Source organism: uncultured Dokdonia sp., assembly GCF_947492815.1.
Classification (GTDB): domain Bacteria; phylum Bacteroidota; class Bacteroidia; order Flavobacteriales; family Flavobacteriaceae; genus Dokdonia.
The window spans coordinates 1-17,884 of record NZ_CANLOB010000040.1 but is presented as its reverse complement, the minus strand read 5'-3'; the positions used below and the strand labels follow the sequence as shown (position 1 = coordinate 17,884).

The window sequence follows — 17,884 nt, the reverse complement described above, 5'->3', positions numbered from 1 at the left end:
TTCTGGTTAAAATCAATACTCAAATCGGCACAAAAGTACTATATTTTTTTAATTATTTATTGATATTTTCCAAATCTAATAAGAATGCATAATCTTTTGCAATTTCTTTTAAGGCTTCAAATCTCCCAGAAGCTCCTCCATGACCTGCATCCATATCACAGTAAAATAGAATTTGGTTATCACTTGTATTATACTCTCTTAGTTTCGCAACCCATTTTGCTGGTTCCCAATATTGTACTTGGCTATCATGATAGCCAGTAGTCACAAATATATTTGGGTACGCTTTCGCGAAAGCGTTATCATATGGACTATAACTTTTCATGTACTCATAATACTCTTTTACATTAGGATTCCCCCATTCATCATATTCACCTGTCGTAAGAGGAATAGAATCATCTAACATTGTCGTTACTACATCTACAAAAGGAACTGCTGCTATTACACCATTATACAATTCTGGTGCCATATTTATCACACTGCCTATTAAAAGACCTCCTGCCGATCCTCCAGATGCATATAAATGCTCTTCGGAAGTAAAGTCATTTGCTATCAAATGCTTAGAAACATCGATAAAGTCTGTGAACGTATTTTTCTTTTTAAGTAGTTTTCCATCTTCATACCATGGTCTTCCTAAGTATTCACCACCTCTTACATGTGCAATTGCATAGATGAATCCGCGATCAAGTAAACTTAATCGTATGCTTGAAAACGAAGGATCTATCGTACTTCCATAACTACCATATGCATATTGTAAAAGCGGTGCTTTTCCGTTTTTCTTTGTGTTTTTATGATAAATAATAGAGACTGGAACTTTAATACCATCTCTGGCAGTAGCCCATATACGCTCCATGATATAATTTTCTTTTTTAAACTTTCCGCCTAAAACCTCCTGTTCTTTTTTTACTTCTTTCTCTTTTGTGACCATATTAAAATCAATCACAGAGCTAGGTGTACTTAAAGCGTTATATCCATATCTGAGTATGTCTGTATCAAAATCTAAATTAGTACCCGTATATGCTGTATAGGTTTCATTATCAAAAGGCAAGTAGTAATCTACTGTTCCATCCCAACGTGTGATACGTATTTTATTAAGACCATTAGCACGCTCACTTACCACTAAAAAGTCTTTAAAGATATCTACATCTTCTAGTAATACGTCGTCCCTATGTGGTATTACTTCCGTCCAATTTTCTTTTTCTGTAGCTGTTTCTGAGGTTTTCATAAGCTTAAAATTGGTAGCATTGTCCATATTGGTAAGGATATAGAAATCTTCTCCATAATGGGCTATACTATACTCTAAACCTCTTTCTCTCTTTTGTAACATCGTAAAATCACTATCGCTATTTTCGGCTGTCGTAAATTGATATTCAGAAGTGAGTGTACTACTAGAACCTATAACAATAAACTTTCTTGATTTTGTTTTGTAAACAAACGTATTGAAGGTCTCATCATCTTCTTGAAACACTAATTCATCTTCTTCAGGAGAAGTTCCTAAGACATGCTTAAATATTTGATTGGAGCGCAGTGTTTCCTCATCTTTTCGTGTATAATACACGGTTTTATTATCATTTGTCCAAACAGCTCTCCCTGTCGTATTTTCTATTTTTTCATCAAGAAGTTCTCCCGTTTCAAGATTTTTAAATTGGATCGTGTATTTACGTCTACTTACAAGGTCTACTCCAAAAGCAGCCATTTTATTATCTTCTGAAATTGAATAGCCAGCTTGATTAAAATAGGATTGCCCTTCTGCCATTACATTATTATCAAAAAGAACAATCTCTTTAGTATCTAAAGAATCTTTTTTTCTGCAAAAAAGTGGATACCCTTTTCCAGTTTCATAACGTGTGTAATACCAATAGCCGTTTCTTTTGTATGGAACCGAGGCATCATCTTCCTTAATACGTCCTTTCATTTCTTCAAACAATACTGTTTGAAATTCTTTGGTATGTTCGGTAAGTTTATTGTAATAATCATTTTCGCGTTCAAGATAATCTATCACTTCAGGATGATCTCTCTCATTCATCCAGAAATAGTCATCTACTCTTATATCTCCGTGTTTTTCTAAATTAACTGGTTTCTTTTCTGCTTTTGGGGGAGTACTGTTTTTTGCCAAATTTCTTGTGTTTTTTTTATTACAACTACTTACAAAAATAAGGGTAAGTATTAATAGGGGAACTATTTTTTTCATACTTTATTCATAGATTCAGAACCGTCAATTTAATAAATTTGTACCAATCATTTTAAAATTTAAAAATATGTTTGGAGATATGATGGGCCTTATGGGTAAATTACAAGAAGCAAAAGCAAAAGCTGAAGCTACTAAAGAACGGCTTAAAACGGTACTTGTGGATGAACAATCAAACGATGGTCTTCTTAAAATTACTGCTACTGCAAATGGACGTATTAAAGAGATAGAAGTATCTGAAAATCTTTTACAAGACAAAGAACAACTAGAAGATTACCTCATTTTAACACTTAATAAAGCATTAGAAAAAGCTCAAAACATACACGATACAGAAATGGGTGCCGTTGCAAAAGAAGGAATTCCTAATATACCTGGCATGGATTTATTTAAGTGATATCGATGATATCACTTTCTTCTTCTTTCTTAGTATCTACTGCTTTTTTACTAAACACATAGGTGTATAACCACATTAATGTAAACGAAGGAATAATATCTGTAACTGGCAGTAACTCTTCAATAAAAGTAGCGGCTCCTGCAATTTTACCTGCATTTCCTTTATACATCTTGGTCATGATCCAAGCGCTAAATGGTGCCCATACAATATCTGCAAAATCACCCACTCCAAAAAAAGCTGTTGAAGTTAAAATGCCTATCGCGTCTATCACTAGGCCTATAATCAATAATTTGTATTTACTCATAATTGTACTAAATATAACAATTTTGTATGAGCAATTGGTATGCCAAGTATAATTAAAACAAATTACCGTTACTATTTGAGCGTAACTATATGAACTATTTTAACTGTAAAAATTTATGATAAGTCAGAGCTTATTAATTTAAGAAACTCTGTTCGGGTTTCAATTTTTTCAAATTGCCCTCTAAAACCAGAGGTAGTCGTTGTAGAGTTTTGTTTTTGTACACCTCGCATCATCATACACATATGTGATGCTTCTATAACTACTGCAACACCTTTAGGTTTTAATGTGTTATTTATACACTCTAAAATATCATGTGTTAGTCGTTCTTGTACTTGCAAGCGTCTTGCAAACACATCTACAATACGAGGTAATTTACTTAATCCAACGATATGACCATTAGGAATATACGCAATGTGTGCTTTCCCAAAAAAAGGCAACATATGATGTTCACATAATGAATATAACTCTATATCTTTTACAATGACCATATCATCATATTCTTCTTTAAACATAGCACCTTTTAAAATAGCAGCAGCATCCATTTCATATCCAGAAGTAAGGTATTGCATTGCTTTAGCAGCTCTTTCTGGAGTTTTTATGATTCCTTCTCTAGAAGTGTCTTCCCCTAAATCATCAATAATAGATTCAAAATTCTTCTTGACACTTTCTGTAACTTCTATATTGTACTCTTCAAACTTCCTATATGGCATAACTTTCTTTATTCAGCAATTATCTTTAATTATCTTGTTTAATTAAAGCAGCTATTTTTTTACAAAAATAACATTAATATAAATATCCTTTTTTTGTTAACTAAACACAGTTTCTTTTTAACTTTTAATTAGTATTATGATCCTGTATACACCTTTAGATTTGCAACTTCAACAAAAGTACTTGTATGTTCAAGGGGGTGTCTATTTTTTTATTGCTATTTATAATTTTCTTTCAACAATCTGCAGTAGGTCAAACTAAAGAACTTACCGCTACCAGAATAAACACACCTCCAAAAATAGACGGAATATTAGACGATGCTATCTGGGGAGAACTCACCACTTATGGAGACTTCAATATGTTTGAACCTGGCAATGAAGGAGTCATTGAAAATGATTTTCGTACAGAAATTAAAATGGCATACGATGACAAAGCTGTTTATATCGCAGCATATATGTATGACCCAGCACCAGACTCTATTCCTAGCCAATTTTCTCAAAGAGATGAAGTCTTTGCTCAGGCAGATAATTTTGTGGTAGCGCTTAACACCTATAATGATGGTATTAATGAAACACGTTTTTACGTCACTAGCGCAGGCACCATAGGTGATCAACGAGTTACTCAAAATGATCGTGATTTTGGTTTTAATGTTGTTTTTCAATGTAGAGTCTCTCGTGATGATAAAGGATGGTATGCAGAATACCGTATTCCATATAATGCGTTACGTTTTCCTGAAATAGACGTTCAAAATTGGAGTGTCAACTTTTACCGTAGACTTTTACGTAGAAATGAAACACATACTTGGAATCGCATAGAACGTGGCGTAGGTAGAGACACACAATATAATGGCACTGTAAAAGGAGTAGAAAATATTGATCCACCCGTTCGTTTGACATTTTTTCCTTTCGCGCAAGCGCAAACCGTAACATTAGATGGAGAGAGTGAAACAGATTTTGCAGGAGGATTAGACATCAAATATGGACTAAGCGATAGCTTTACGTTAGACGCACAATTGATTCCTGATTTTGGTCAGGTAGCCTTTGATGCTGTACGTTTAAACTTAGGACCTTTTGAACAGACCTTTAGCGAGAACAGACCATTTTTCACCGAAGGAATTGACCTATTTCAAAAAGGGCGTATTTTCTTTTCAAGGCGTATCGGAGGTAATCCAACAGGAAGTGTTGGAGATCTTGCCGAAAATGAAGAAATTATAGATCAACCTGGTAATGTAAAACTCATTAATTCTGTAAAGATCTCTGGACGTACTCGGAAAGGACTTGGTGTAGGGTTTTTAAATTCTATAGGAGAAAACACTTTTGCAACTATACGTGATACCGTTACAGGAATATCAAGAGAAGAACGTATAGAACCCCTTACCAACTATAATGTATTTGTACTAGATCAACAGTTTAATCAAAACTCATCTGTATCACTTATCAATACAAGTGTAATACGTAGTGGAAGTCGTTTTAGAGACGCAAATGTAACAGGAGCTGTATTTGATATAGCAGATAAAGGAAATAATTATAGAGCCTCAGGACGTGGTATTTTTAGTAATGTACGTACCCCAGAAGGACTTAGCTCTGGTTTTCAATCTGAATTTGATTTTAGAAAAATTAAAGGGCAATGGCGTTATCGTTTTGGACACGATTTTGCAAATACCACATTAGACATCAACGACTTGGGGCTTAATTTCAGGAATAACTTTAATAATTTTACAATTGGCGGTTCTTATGAGCTCATACAACCTAAAGGAAGGTTTAATGGATACCGTATAGACCTAACAGCAAGACACAGACGCCTTTACAGACCAAGTGTGCAAACTAGAAATAGCATACGCCTTAATTCTTTTTTCTTCACACAAAAGCGTTTTGCATTTGGAGCAAATACAGACTATAACTCTCGAAATAATGATTATTTCGAACCTAGAGTTGAAGGAAGATTTGTTGTTTTTGAACCCAATTGGGGAGGCGGTGGTTTTATTTCAACCGACTTTAGAAAGAAATTTGCATTTGATTTACGAGCAAATACACGTGTATGGTTTGGTAATCAAGAGCAAGTAAATTACAATATCAATTTCTCTCCAAGATATCGTTTTTCAGACAAATTCCTTTTAATCCTTTCTTCAGATTATAGTACCCGTAAAAAGAATTTTGGTTGGGTAGATAATACAGACACCGAAGTATTTTTAGGCCTTAGAGATGTTACTTCTTTTGAAAATACCATCACGGCAAGTTATAACTTTGATCCATTCAAAGCCATTGATTTACGTTTACGTAATTTCTGGAGTGTTGCAGACCATAGTAGTAATGTGTATTTTATTTTGAATGATGATGGTTCAAGAACAGAAATAGACGATTACGATACGACAGTGCGAAGAGATCCTAATACCAATTTCAATATTTGGAATATGGATTTAAGTTTCAGATGGCGATTTGCCCCAGGAAGTGAGGCAACGTTACTTTATAGAAATCAAATTTTTAATAGTGATGAGCAGTCGCAATTAAGTTACACAGAAAGTCTCGGTAATCTTTTTGATCAACCAGTACAACATACAGTGTCGCTACGTGTTACGTATTTTATAGATTATAACAATATTAAAACCATCTTTAAAAAGACGTCTTAATCGATCTCTCCATTGCTTCTTGTCATATATTGTAGTACTTTCACTTCGTAAATAGATAGTATGGTAACAGCAAAACATATTTCAAAATCATATGGTAATCTTCAGGTACTTAAAGACGTATCCTTAGAGATAAAAAAAGGAGAAGTTGTTTCTATTGTAGGACCTAGTGGTGCTGGAAAAACTACGCTATTACAAATATTAGGAACACTAGACAGACCTAATTTTAAAGAAGGCACACATTTAGAAATAAATAATCAACCTTTATTTAGGCTTTCGCCAAAAGAACTCAGTCAGTTTAGAAATAAACACATTGGCTTTATCTTTCAATTTCACCAATTATTACCCGAGTTTTCCGCATTAGAAAATGTGTGTATTCCTGCCTACATCGCAAAAACTTCAAAAGCCGAAGCAGAGAAAAGAGCCAAAGAATTATTAGATTTTCTCGGATTATCACATCGATACGATCACAAACCTAACGAACTCTCTGGAGGAGAGCAACAACGTGTGGCAGTCGCAAGAGCACTCATGAATAAACCATCACTTATTCTTGCTGATGAACCCTCTGGCAATCTCGATACAGAAAGCGCAGAAAACCTTCACGAATTATTTTTTAAGCTTCGTGATACCTTCGGGCAAACATTAGTCATTGTTACTCACAATGAAGAACTCGCAAATATGGCCGATCGTAAATTAACCATGGTAGATGGTTCTTTTGTAACCGAATAATATGATTGCTATTCTTACATACTGGTGTTATCTATTTTTGATCACGAGTATTGTAGGTGTGTCATTTCAGGACATTTTAAGATTAGACAAACACCATCCCATCATCACCTTCTTTTTAGGAGGATTTGCCATTGTACTCATCGCTAGTTGTTGGGCTATTTTTAATGGTTTAGATATTTCTTTTGAAGGATTCCTCCTACTGGTTACCGTAGGATTAGGCATATGGAAATATACTGCATACAAGCTTTTTTTGGTTTCGCTTAAAGCGAAAATAAGAACACTCCCCTCCTATCTTAAAATCATATGGATCGTCATTAGCCTATTTGCCTTAGCACAATGCGCAAGTGCTCCGTATATTTTAGATAACGAATCCTATTACATACAAACCATCAAATGGCTTGATCATTTTGGTTTTGTAAAAGGCTTAGCAAATTTTCATTTTTTCTTAGCTCAAAACTCTGGATGGCATGTTTTACAAAGTGCCTTAAATCTAGATATGTTCACTTCTTATTTTAATGACATCAATGGATTTTATCTTGTTTTAGGAAATCTATATGCATTAGATAGATTAGGGAATTACTTTAAACAAAAAGAAAAACACTTATTAATCATCGGGTTATTTCCCATTTTCAATGTATTTTTATTTCAGTTTATAAGCACACCATCTCCAGATTTACCTATCTATATACTTACACTACTTATTTTTGGAGAGTTTGTATCGCAGTATACTTTTAGCAAAAAAACTGACTACAGTTCTTTATTCCTCTTGGGAGTTTTTGCCATTTTTATAAAAGTAACAGCAGTATTCTTACTTATATTTCCTATTGTATTATATGTAAAAAATAAAAGAGTACTAAAGCAAGATTATCTAAAACTCTCACTTATATCTGGAATTACTTTTATACTATTTATGATTAAAAATAGTATTATCTCTGGATATCCGCTATACCCTATTGCTAGTTTTAGGCTTACAGATGTAGATTGGACTATGCCTATAAATCTTCAGGAATATTTAGTAGAAACCACAAAACATTATGCCTTTTTCTTAACACCAGAACAGTATGAGAATAGTACGTTACTACAACGAATTATTCATTGGTTTAGACTTCCCAAACTGCATGGATTATTCAATGTATCCATGTGTGTAGCACTACTCATTTTTCCAGCGTGCATACGAAAAAGTAGGTTTAAAAAACCATTATATATCCTATATATTGTAAGCGTATTACAACTTCTTTTTTTATGGCTTACATCTCCACAATATCGATTTTTCCTAGGATTTTTCATCATCATAATACTTACAATCATAGCGGTTTGTATTAAAAAGGAAATCATTATTAAGTTAGGACTTACAGCAGCAACCATAGCAATTACCATTCCTTTGTTTATTCCGTTTAATTTAAATGCACTCACTCAAAACGAATTTCAATTAAGCCTAAGTGTTTTTTCACCTGAATATATCTTACAACCACACCCACAAACAAAATATACGCAAGCTACCTATACAACACACCAAGAAGGAAATTTAAAAATCAACACCCCAACAAATATTGACTTCTTTTGGGCAACAGGTGATTGCGAACTCCCTTGTATTCAATTACAACAACTCAATGATTTTAAAGCCTATTTTAGGTCGGTACCACAATTGCGCACCGAGCATTTAAAAGACGGCTTCTATTCCTATACGTTTGATCAAAAAAATGAATAAAAAAGAACTTAAGATTTTTCTAGACGAAAAAGCAGTACAATATGAACGTCCGGATTTTATTCCACATGATCCTATTCAGATTCCGCATCGGTTTGAGAAAAAAGAAGATATCGAGATTGCTGCTTTTTTAACGGCTACCATTGCTTGGGGAAATCGAAAAAGCATTATTACCAATGCCACTAAACTCATGGAAATTATGGGAAACGAACCTCATGAGTTTATTCTTAACTATCATCCAGATCAAGCAGAGCGTTTTGAAGGTTTCGTGCATCGCACCTTTAATGCCACCGATCTAGAAACTTTTATCAGAGCACTTCAAAACATTTATCACCATCACAACGGACTCGAAGCACTGTTTGCTTCAGGCATCACCAAAGAAGGATTACAACCTGCGATTTCTCATTTTAAAAAGGTGTTTTTTGAAGTACCTCATCAACAGCGTACACAAAAACACGTGAGTGATCCTTTACGTAAATCGGCAGCAAAACGTATCAATATGTTCTTACGTTGGATGGTTCGTGATGCCAAAGCTGGCGTCGATTTTGGGATTTGGAAGCATATTTCTCCTTCCCTATTATCTTGTCCGTTAGATGTCCATACAGGTAATGTGGGGAGAAAGTTAGGTTTGCTTTCGCGAAAGCAAAATGATGCCAAATCCCTTGCAGAATTGGATGCTTCTCTACGAAAATTAGACCCAAATGACCCTGTAAAATATGACTTTGCGCTTTTTGGATTAGGCGCTTTTGAGGGGTTTTGAGTAGCTGGTAGTCTTTAGCTGGTAGTCGGTAGAGATTTTCGCTAGAGTTTATCCTGAGTATCACACTGAGCTTGCCGAAGTGCCTAGTCGAAGTGTGAAAAGGACTCAGGATCGCTTCGCTACAGGAGTCAAGAGTCAAGACTAAAAGTCATTTCGAAAGAATGAGGTACGAATGACGAGAAATCGCACAACAGTAAGCATTCTGAAATCGAAACTGAAATCAAAATCGAAACTGAGCTACTTGTGTGATCTCTCCTACCGTCGAGATGACTTTATATTTTTGGATTAGGTACTTTTGAAGGGTTTTAAATAGCTATTAGTTGTTAGTTGTTAGTTGTTAAATCATTTTTCATTCTGATTACATAAAATGAATTCTTTAGGTATGATTATTGGTTAAGATTGAAATTAACTTTAATAATTAAATGAAAAAGCAATTACGATTTTGTTTTATACTATTCTTTGTTATTCAATATAGTTTTTCTCAATCAATTGATAGTTTTATAGATACTTCTATTGAAGTAGATAGTTTAAATGTGCCTATAAATTCAAGACAATACTACTTTCCTAAAGAAGTATTTCCTGAAGTTATAGCAGACTGGATTGATACAGAAGGTGAAACTAAAACTAAGATAAAAAAAGGCAGTTATGATGATTTTATTATAAGTTGGTATTCTACACACCTTCACGCAATGAAAGAGCCGCTTCTGTTTAATAAAAGAATAAATAGGGAAATTTATAGATTTACTTGGCTAAGAAGTTTTCATAAACCTATGACTTTTAGATTTGAAAAAAAAGGAGACATTTATATCCTACATTATAAAGTTCTAAGTGGCGCTGGTGGATATGACCCTGGCAAAATAGAAACCCAAAGAATTAAAGTATTCACTGAAAAAGAATGGAATACATTTGTTGCTTTTATCGAAAAAGCTAATTTTTGGGAAATGGATTTAGGCCGTAAACAATCATTAGGTACTGATGGCGCTGAATGGATTATGGAAGGTGTTAATACTAATGATTATAGAGCTATCAGTGTTTGGTCTCCTATTAAGGGAGATTTTTATAATGCTTGCAACTATCTCATTAATTTATCAGGTATTCAGATACCAGATAGAAGTAAATATTAGAAATACACATAACTATTTAATTTGGGTAATCATCCTGTGTATGCTTTCGCGAACCTGCCTTTGCCGGCAGGCAGGAGCGTAAAAAAATCACAACTCTTAAACCCGCATTATGCAATAGAACTTCGTGATGAGGGTTGAAACAGCAATGAAATATGACGTTTTCTGAGTTTTAGCATAGCATCGCTATGGTTAAGCTTAAAAACGTAGTGCAACGATATATTTTACAGCAGTTTCAAGACGGAATAGATTTTCTATTGCATGATGCGGGTTAAAATAGACCTAAACCTTTTCTACACATTTCTTTTTTTCCTACTTTTGACAAAACCCTTTTTAGAGGAATGCAGTTTAAACATCCAGAATTACTTTACGCGCTATTTTTACTGATTATTCCTATTCTCGTTCACTTATTTCAACTTCGTAAGTTTCAGAAAGAGGACTTTACGAATGTGGCATTTCTAAAACAAATAAGCATTCAAACTCGAAAGAGTAATACGATCAAAAAATGGTTGGTTTTATTAATGCGTTTAGGCCTTATGGCTATGATGGTATTGGCTTTTGCGCAACCTTTCTTTACGCAAAGTGACACTGCCACTAAAGAAAAAGAAACGGTTGTGTATCTAGATAATTCGTTTAGTATGCAAGCTAAAGGGCCTTCTGGGCAATTGTTTAGACAAGCGCTGCAAGACCTCATCGTAAATATTCCTGAAGAAGAAACCTTTACATTACTGACCAATACAGAAACCTATAGAGATATTTCGATAAAAAACACTCGGAATACCCTATTAAAACTTGGGTATGCCGCCGAGCAATTGACGCCTGGCGCAATTGGTTTAAAAGCGCAAAAAGAATTTTCTTCAAATCCAGCTACCGAAAAACAACTGATTGTCATTTCAGATTTTCAAGATAAAGGGCAACAACATGATATTGATGTCACTGATGTGTCGCTACATTATGTGCAAGTACGCCCTGTTATAGAAAATAACATTGTGATAGATTCTGTGTATCCTACGCGATCTGAAACGAATAGGCTATCACTTACAGCCACACTTTCTACACAGGAACGCAGAGAGACCAATGTTCCTATATCACTCTATAATGGCGAACAGCTTATTGCTAAAGCTACGGCTTCTTTTAATGAAGCTACAGAAACACAAGTGGAATTTGACATTGATATCCAAAGTGATTTTAAAGGGAAGTTAACAATAGAAGATCCGTTGCTATCTTTTGATAACACCTTGTACTTTAATAATAATACGGTACAAGCTATCAAAGTTTTATCTATAAATGAAGGAGATCAAGAGTTTTTATCTCGTATCTATACAACTCCTGAGTTTGCATATACAGCTACCGATCATACATCTTTAGATTATAGTAAAATCCCAGATTATAACTTTATTATTATTAATGAAGTGAAGACACCTTCGCTAGCTTTAGTAAATGCACTTACAACTTTTGTTTCAAATGGAGGCAGTGTGTTATGTATTCTTAATGAGAATACAGCAGCGGCTAATTATGCCACTTTACTTTCTCGATTAGGAGGTTTACAAATAGGAGAACTCACCACAAATGGTCGTCTAGTAACTACTATTAATTATGATCACCCTTTGTATCGTAATGTCTTTGATAATCGTATCAAGAACTTCCAATACCCTTCTGTAAGTAATGGATTCAACATTACTAATGGAGAAGAAATTTTAAACTTTGAAGACGGCAGTGCATTTATCACAGGAAAAGATAAAGTATATACGATTTCAGGTGGTTTAAATACAACAAATTCTAATTTTCAAAACTCGCCACTTATTGTTCCTACGTTATACAATATGGCAAAACAGAGTTTATCTTTACCTACATTGTATTTTACAAATGGTATTGTAAATACCTATGATATTCCGGCATTATTACAAGAAGATGGTATTTTATCACTCGCCAATGTAGAGACTCCAGATAAAACACAGATTCCGCTACAACGTACGTTTGGAAATAAGGTAAGCATTACAACACAAGAACAACCTGAAAATGCAGGAATTTATCATGTATTACACAAGGATAGTATTCTACAGCAAATAAGTTATAATTACAATAGAGATGAAAGTGTATTACGCTATCAAAACATACAAGCCACAGAAGGCGTAAGTTATCATACCTCTGTAGTCACTTTATTTGACACTCTCAAAGAAGCAAACAGTATTCAATCGCTTTGGAAATGGTTTGTTATTTTTGCATTATTATTCCTCCTAATGGAAATGCTTATCTTAAAATTCTTTAAATGAACGCACTTATAAAAGCGGCCACAATTATTGATAGTAAAAGTTCGCATCACGGCACTACCGTTGACATTCGTATTAAGTATGGAAAGATTCGATTAATTGGTCAGAACTTATCACAAGAAAAAGGAGAACAACTTATAGAAAAAGAAAATCTATATGTATCTCAAGGATGGTTTGATAGTAGTGTGAGTATAGGACAGCCTGGATATGAAGAACGAGAGACTATTGAAAATGGTCTTACCGTTGCTGCAAAAAGTGGGTTTACGGGCATTGCTGTAAATCCGAATACCTATCCTATTTTAGATACTAGTGCCGATATAACTTTTGTTTCAAAAATGGGTGAAGGATACGCTTCACGTATTTTTCCTATAGGTGCGCTTACGCGAAAAAGTGAAAGTGTGGATCTCGCTGAGTTGTATGATATGCAACAATCGGGCGCGGTCGCATTTGGAGATTACCAACGTGCAGTTGTCAATCCTAATTTATTAAAAATTGCTTTACAATATACCCAAGGATTTAATGGACTCGTGCTTTCTTTTCCACAAGAAAATAGAATAGCAGGTCCAGGTAAAATGAATGAAGGAATTGTAAGTACCCGTATAGGATTAAAAGGAATACCCGCTATAGCAGAAAGTTTACAAATAGCAAGAGATCTTCATATTTTAGAGTATACTGGAGGAAAATTACATATCCCAACCATCTCTACAGCTGCTTCTGTAGCGCTTATTAAAGAAGCAAAAGACAAAGGACTAGATGTAAGTTGTAGTGTTGCCATACACAACTTATTTTATACAGATAGTGCCCTTGAAGAATTCAACACTAATTTTAAAGTGCTACCACCACTGCGTACACAAGAAGATATAGATGCTTTAATCGCTGGTATAAAAGAGGGTACCATCGATATGGTGACTAGTGATCATAATCCACTAGATATTGAACGCAAACATGTTGAGTTTGATAATGCTGCTTTTGGTACTATTGCACAAGAAGCTACCTTTGGAGCATTACTCACCTTAGTAAGTGAGAAAAAAGCGATACAACTTTTAACCAATGGACGTGAGCGATTCACACAAGAAACTATCACTATAGAAGAAGGTACTGAAGCTAATCTTACCTTATTTACTACAAAAGGAACTTCTATATTTAGTGAACAAGATATCGTATCAAAATCTAAAAATGCATGTTTCTTAGGTGCGAAACTAAAAGGAAGCGTGTATGGAATTATTGCAAATCAAAAATTAGTACGTAACTAATATGGATCAAAATACCATCTTTGAAGGAAAACCTGCTGCAGCATGGAGTTATATCACTTTTGTAGGATTAATTATTGCATATTCTATGAATAGCGCACCAAAAAATCCTTTTGCAGCTTTTCACATTAGACAATCATTAGGACTTACATTAAGTTATTTTCTGGTGATGATTCCATTAAGCATGTTAAATAGTTGGGCCGCTTCTGCTGGTTTTTTTGTCTTATTCTTTGTATTATGGCTTTATGGTATTATCTCTGCATTTCAAGGACATATGCGCCCTATTCCACTTGTTGGAAACTTTTACCAAAAAGTGTTTTCAAAGTAGTTATTGAAAGTAATTCTATAAGAATTATCGTAACATTCTTTTAAAGTTTACGTCAGATCAAGTACAACTTAATCTCAAAGAGTATGGCTACAATAACATCTGACGAAAAAACGACTTCCATTATCACCTATTTTACCATTATTGGACTTATTATAGGGATCTTTAAAAACAATACTTTACAAAGCGAATATATTTCTTACCACATCCGTAATATGGTAGGGCTTTCACTTATAGGGATTGCTATTTCATTACTACATAGATTTCATTTCCCTAGCATTATCATTAATACATTATGGCTTGCTGCTTTTGTACTTTGGGTTATAGGATTTGTAGGTGCTGTGAAAGGAGATAAATTAGAAATTCCTTTCATTGGAAAGTTTTTTCAAGATTGGTTTAAAAGTATCTAATTCTTCCTATTTTTACACTATAGTTATAACCGTAAGATGTCATAAGTAATGACATCTTTTTAGTATACTCCTATACCATGAGCACACTTTCTTTAGAGCATATTATCCAAAAACCTACCAAGGAAATAGATGGAAAAGCACCATTACTCTTATTATTACATGGATATGGAAGTGATGAAAACGACTTATTCAGTTTTGCTTCTGAACTGCCAGAACACTATTTTATAATTTCAGCTAGAGCTCCTATTCCTATGCAACCCTATGGTAATGCTTGGTATGCGATTAGTATAGATCATGATGGCGTAAAGACATCAGATAATGAAGCTGCTATTGTATCTAGAGATTTGATTACTAAGTTTATTACAGAAGCTGTCAAGGAATATGATTTGGATCCTTATAATGTAACATTACTAGGTTTTAGCCAAGGGACTATTTTAAGTTATGCTGTAGCGTTAAGTTACCCAGAAAAAGTAAAGAATGTCATTGGATTGAGTGGCTATATTAATGAAGAGATTATAAATCTTCAGTCGATAGCTTCTTATGCACACCTTAATATCTATAACTCACATGGTACGGTAGATCAAGTAATACCTATTGATGCCGCTCGTAAAACTCCTAACTACCTCATCAATTTAGGAATTGAAAGTACCCTAAGCGAATTTCCTGTAGGCCATGGTGTACACCCTACTAATTTTTATGAATTCAAAGAGTGGTTGTTAAAAAGATGAATTATATAAAATAGAAGCTATTTGAATACAAATCTTCAACTATTCATTACCAGACTTTAACAATAAAAGTGACTTATATGTCGTCTAAATTAAATTTGTTAAGGCTACATATGTAAAAACGATCTTAAAGAAAAATCATGACAACAACAGTAAAAAATAATACGTTTGTCATATTTAATTAACGACACATATTCAGATAACTTAATCTTGATATAACTCAAACGTAACACTCCATTTACTATTATAATATGATTGCTTCATAGTTTTACAATTCTATGAAAGTAATACCATATATCCTCATAAGTATCTTGTTGCTCACATTATCTTGTAAAGAAAGCCCTATCCTACAAAAGGAAGTACCCGTGACAACATCAGAGATTAGTGGGAAAGCACTTTCTGAATTATATTGTGCCACATGTCATCAATATCCAGCGCCAGCGTTATTAGATAAAGAAACATGGAGAGAATATATGTTACCACGTATGGGATACATGTATGGGATATATGGAAATCCAGAAGAACGTGAAACCTTATTTGAAAAAGGTATTGGGGGTAATATTGTACGCGAAAGAGATCTTTTCCCTGCTACACAGAAACTAGATAGTGCTAGTTGGCTGGCGATAAAAAAATATTACTTAGAAAATGCTCCTGAAGCATTAGAAACCCTTCCTGTTAAAAACATTACTAAAAATCTAAATCAATTTGTAGTACGTATTCCAAACCAAAAAGTAAAAATACCCAGTAGTACAATGGTAAAATTTGCAAGTGATGGTAAGATTTATTTAGGAGATGCAATGACCCGTAGCTTTTCATTATTCTCAAAAGACTTAGAATTGCTCCAAAGTGGAACGATACAAGAAGGTACGGTTTGGTTAGAGGATTCTCCAGAAGCTTATTGGCTTACGGTTATGGGGAGTTTCTCTCCTACAGATGCGCCTAAAGGAAGTATTGCGGTTCTTCCCAAATCTTCAAGTGTAAGAGCTAGTATCCCTATAAAAAAATTACAACGTCCTGTGCATAGTAGTTATAGTGATTTGGATAATGATGGAGATATGGATATTGTGATTTGTGAATTTGGAAAATGGACAGGCGCACTTTCATTGCATCGTAATAATGGTGATAACACGTTTTCTAAGGAGATACTTCATAATACACCCGGAGCTATTAAGGCATATATTAAGGATATGAATAATGACGGATTTGAAGATATTGTAGCTCTTTTTGCGCAAGGCGCGGAAGGGATTGATATATTTTATAATGACGGTGCCGCCAATTTCCAAAGAGAACGTGTATTAGATTTTCATCCATCTATGGGTTCTAGTTATTTCAATCTTATTGATTACAATAAGGATGGATTTCTTGATATTATCTATACCGCAGGCGATAATGCAGATTACAAACCTGTAATGAAACCTTGGCATGGTGTTTATGTCTATTTAAATGATAGCCATAACCGCTTTCGCGAAAGCGTATTTCTGCATCTTAACGGTGCTTATAATGCTATTGCTGAAGATTTTGATGAAGATGGAGATACTGATATCGCCGCCATTTCCTTTTTCCCAGATTGGGTACATAGTCCAGAGGAAAGTTTTGTGTATTTTGAAAATACTAATAATGTCTATTCTTTAAGCACATTTTCAGAAGTTAATGATGGGCGTTGGGTCGTGATGGACGGTTCAGATTATGATAACGATGGAGATATTGACCTTATTCTAGGCTCTTTAGCCTTTGAAGTAGTTCCTAAAACAGGTATTGAAAAACAATGGATGGAAAAAGGAATCCCATTTATTGTTTTAGAGAACACTTTATATTAAGTAATCATACTTCTTTCTCATAGTAATACTTCCTCTACTCATTCCTACTACTTTATTTACTAGACAAAGACTAATACACTATACACATAAATATCAACACATTACATTTTTAAAAATAATAAAGTTTCGATTAGTTAATAGTTCGTAAACATACAACACCATTATCCTGCATTTTGGTTAACAAAAGCTTAATACTGTTTACATTAAACAAAGAAATACTTTAAAGCTACTTCAAATTATCATAATACGCTAGATATAATTTTAAGGTGTTTTATAAACTCATAATTAATCAAAACAGTATCATGAAAAAATTACTTTTTACTGCATTTGCAGTTGTTGGAGCAAGTACATTTGCTCAAAGCGTTTTTGAACGCTCAGTGGAGACCAATTGGGAAGCCACTGAAGTTGTTGTACCACCTTCTCCATTTGATTTCCAAGTTATCTTTGTAGGAGGAGAAGATATGGTTCAGACCAATCGAGACTGTAAAGGTTACCTAATTCGTTGACAGTTTTGATTAAATTTATTAGGTGCTAACCCGTCTAAGCTTTGATGTGGTC

General features: G+C 34.1%; 16 protein-coding genes. 13 read left to right on the top strand and 3 right to left on the bottom strand.

Going from position 1 to position 17,884, the window contains the following annotated elements; all coding sequences use genetic code 11:
* Nucleotides 1–52 precede the first annotated feature (52 nt).
* Entirely contained in the window at nt 53–2,188 is a 2,136-nt protein-coding gene (locus tag Q1A01_RS22385; RefSeq protein ID WP_299685367.1) for a S9 family peptidase, read from the bottom strand.
* 67 nt (nt 2,189–2,255) lie between these two features.
* Here Q1A01_RS22385 and Q1A01_RS22380 point away from each other — a divergent pair, with 67 nt between their 5' ends.
* The gene (locus tag Q1A01_RS22380) at nt 2,256–2,579 is read left to right on the top strand and encodes a YbaB/EbfC family nucleoid-associated protein (RefSeq protein ID WP_299685364.1); all 324 of its coding nucleotides are present in this window, start codon (nt 2,256–2,258) and stop codon (nt 2,577–2,579) included.
* Here Q1A01_RS22380 and Q1A01_RS22375 read toward each other — a convergent pair.
* Together Q1A01_RS22375 and folE are read right to left on the bottom strand one after the other, a co-directional pair.
* The gene (locus Q1A01_RS22375; RefSeq protein ID WP_299685361.1) at nt 2,572–2,883 is read right to left on the bottom strand and encodes a hypothetical protein; all 312 of its coding nucleotides are present in this window, start codon (nt 2,881–2,883) and stop codon (nt 2,572–2,574) included. The genes Q1A01_RS22380 and Q1A01_RS22375 overlap by 8 nt on opposite strands.
* Before the next feature lie 113 nt (nt 2,884–2,996).
* Complete coding sequence (folE, locus tag Q1A01_RS22370; protein ID WP_299685358.1) at nt 2,997–3,593, bottom strand: GTP cyclohydrolase I FolE; 597 nt, start codon at nt 3,591–3,593, stop codon at nt 2,997–2,999.
* A 185-nt stretch (nt 3,594–3,778) separates the two neighbouring features.
* Here folE and Q1A01_RS22365 point away from each other — a divergent pair, with 185 nt between their 5' ends.
* From Q1A01_RS22365 to Q1A01_RS22310, 12 genes are all read left to right on the top strand, one after another.
* The gene (locus Q1A01_RS22365; protein ID WP_299685355.1) at nt 3,779–6,217 is read left to right on the top strand and encodes a DUF5916 domain-containing protein; all 2,439 of its coding nucleotides are present in this window, start codon (nt 3,779–3,781) and stop codon (nt 6,215–6,217) included.
* A 60-nt stretch (nt 6,218–6,277) separates the two neighbouring features.
* Complete coding sequence (locus Q1A01_RS22360) at nt 6,278–6,943, top strand: ABC transporter ATP-binding protein (protein ID WP_299685352.1); 666 nt, start codon at nt 6,278–6,280, stop codon at nt 6,941–6,943.
* 1 nt (nt 6,944) lies between these two features.
* Nucleotides 6,945–8,651, top strand: coding sequence for a hypothetical protein (locus Q1A01_RS22355; RefSeq protein WP_299685349.1), 1,707 nt, complete (start codon nt 6,945–6,947; stop codon nt 8,649–8,651).
* Nucleotides 8,644–9,408, top strand: coding sequence for a TIGR02757 family protein (locus Q1A01_RS22350; RefSeq protein ID WP_299685346.1), 765 nt, complete (start codon nt 8,644–8,646; stop codon nt 9,406–9,408). Before Q1A01_RS22355 ends, Q1A01_RS22350 begins: the two co-directional genes overlap by 8 nt.
* Nucleotides 9,409–9,830: 422 nt before the next feature.
* Entirely contained in the window at nt 9,831–10,532 is a 702-nt protein-coding gene (locus tag Q1A01_RS22345) for a hypothetical protein (protein WP_299685343.1), read from the top strand.
* A 338-nt stretch (nt 10,533–10,870) separates the two neighbouring features.
* A complete protein-coding gene (locus Q1A01_RS22340) occupies nt 10,871–12,802 on the top strand; it encodes a BatA domain-containing protein (protein ID WP_299685340.1) in 1,932 nt (643 codons plus the stop codon).
* Nucleotides 12,799–14,052 carry a dihydroorotase gene (locus Q1A01_RS22335; RefSeq protein ID WP_299685337.1) on the top strand — a complete coding sequence of 418 codons (1,254 nt, stop codon included), beginning with the start codon at nt 12,799–12,801 and terminating at the stop codon, nt 14,050–14,052. Before Q1A01_RS22340 ends, Q1A01_RS22335 begins: the two co-directional genes overlap by 4 nt.
* Nucleotide 14,053: 1 nt before the next feature.
* Nucleotides 14,054–14,377, top strand: coding sequence for a hypothetical protein (locus tag Q1A01_RS22330; RefSeq protein WP_299685335.1), 324 nt, complete (start codon nt 14,054–14,056; stop codon nt 14,375–14,377).
* A gap of 83 nt (nt 14,378–14,460) precedes the next feature.
* On the top strand, nt 14,461–14,784 hold the full coding sequence (locus Q1A01_RS22325; RefSeq protein ID WP_299685332.1) for a hypothetical protein: 324 nt from the start codon (nt 14,461–14,463) through the stop codon (nt 14,782–14,784).
* Between the two features lie 77 nt (nt 14,785–14,861).
* The gene (locus Q1A01_RS22320) at nt 14,862–15,512 is read left to right on the top strand and encodes an alpha/beta fold hydrolase (protein WP_299685329.1); all 651 of its coding nucleotides are present in this window, start codon (nt 14,862–14,864) and stop codon (nt 15,510–15,512) included.
* A 275-nt stretch (nt 15,513–15,787) separates the two neighbouring features.
* A complete protein-coding gene (locus tag Q1A01_RS22315; protein WP_299685327.1) occupies nt 15,788–17,326 on the top strand; it encodes a VCBS repeat-containing protein in 1,539 nt (512 codons plus the stop codon).
* A gap of 266 nt (nt 17,327–17,592) precedes the next feature.
* Nucleotides 17,593–17,832 (top strand): hypothetical protein, encoded by a 240-nt coding sequence (locus Q1A01_RS22310; RefSeq protein WP_299685325.1) that lies wholly within the window; start codon nt 17,593–17,595, stop codon nt 17,830–17,832.
* The last annotated feature ends 52 nt before the right edge of the window (nt 17,833–17,884 follow it).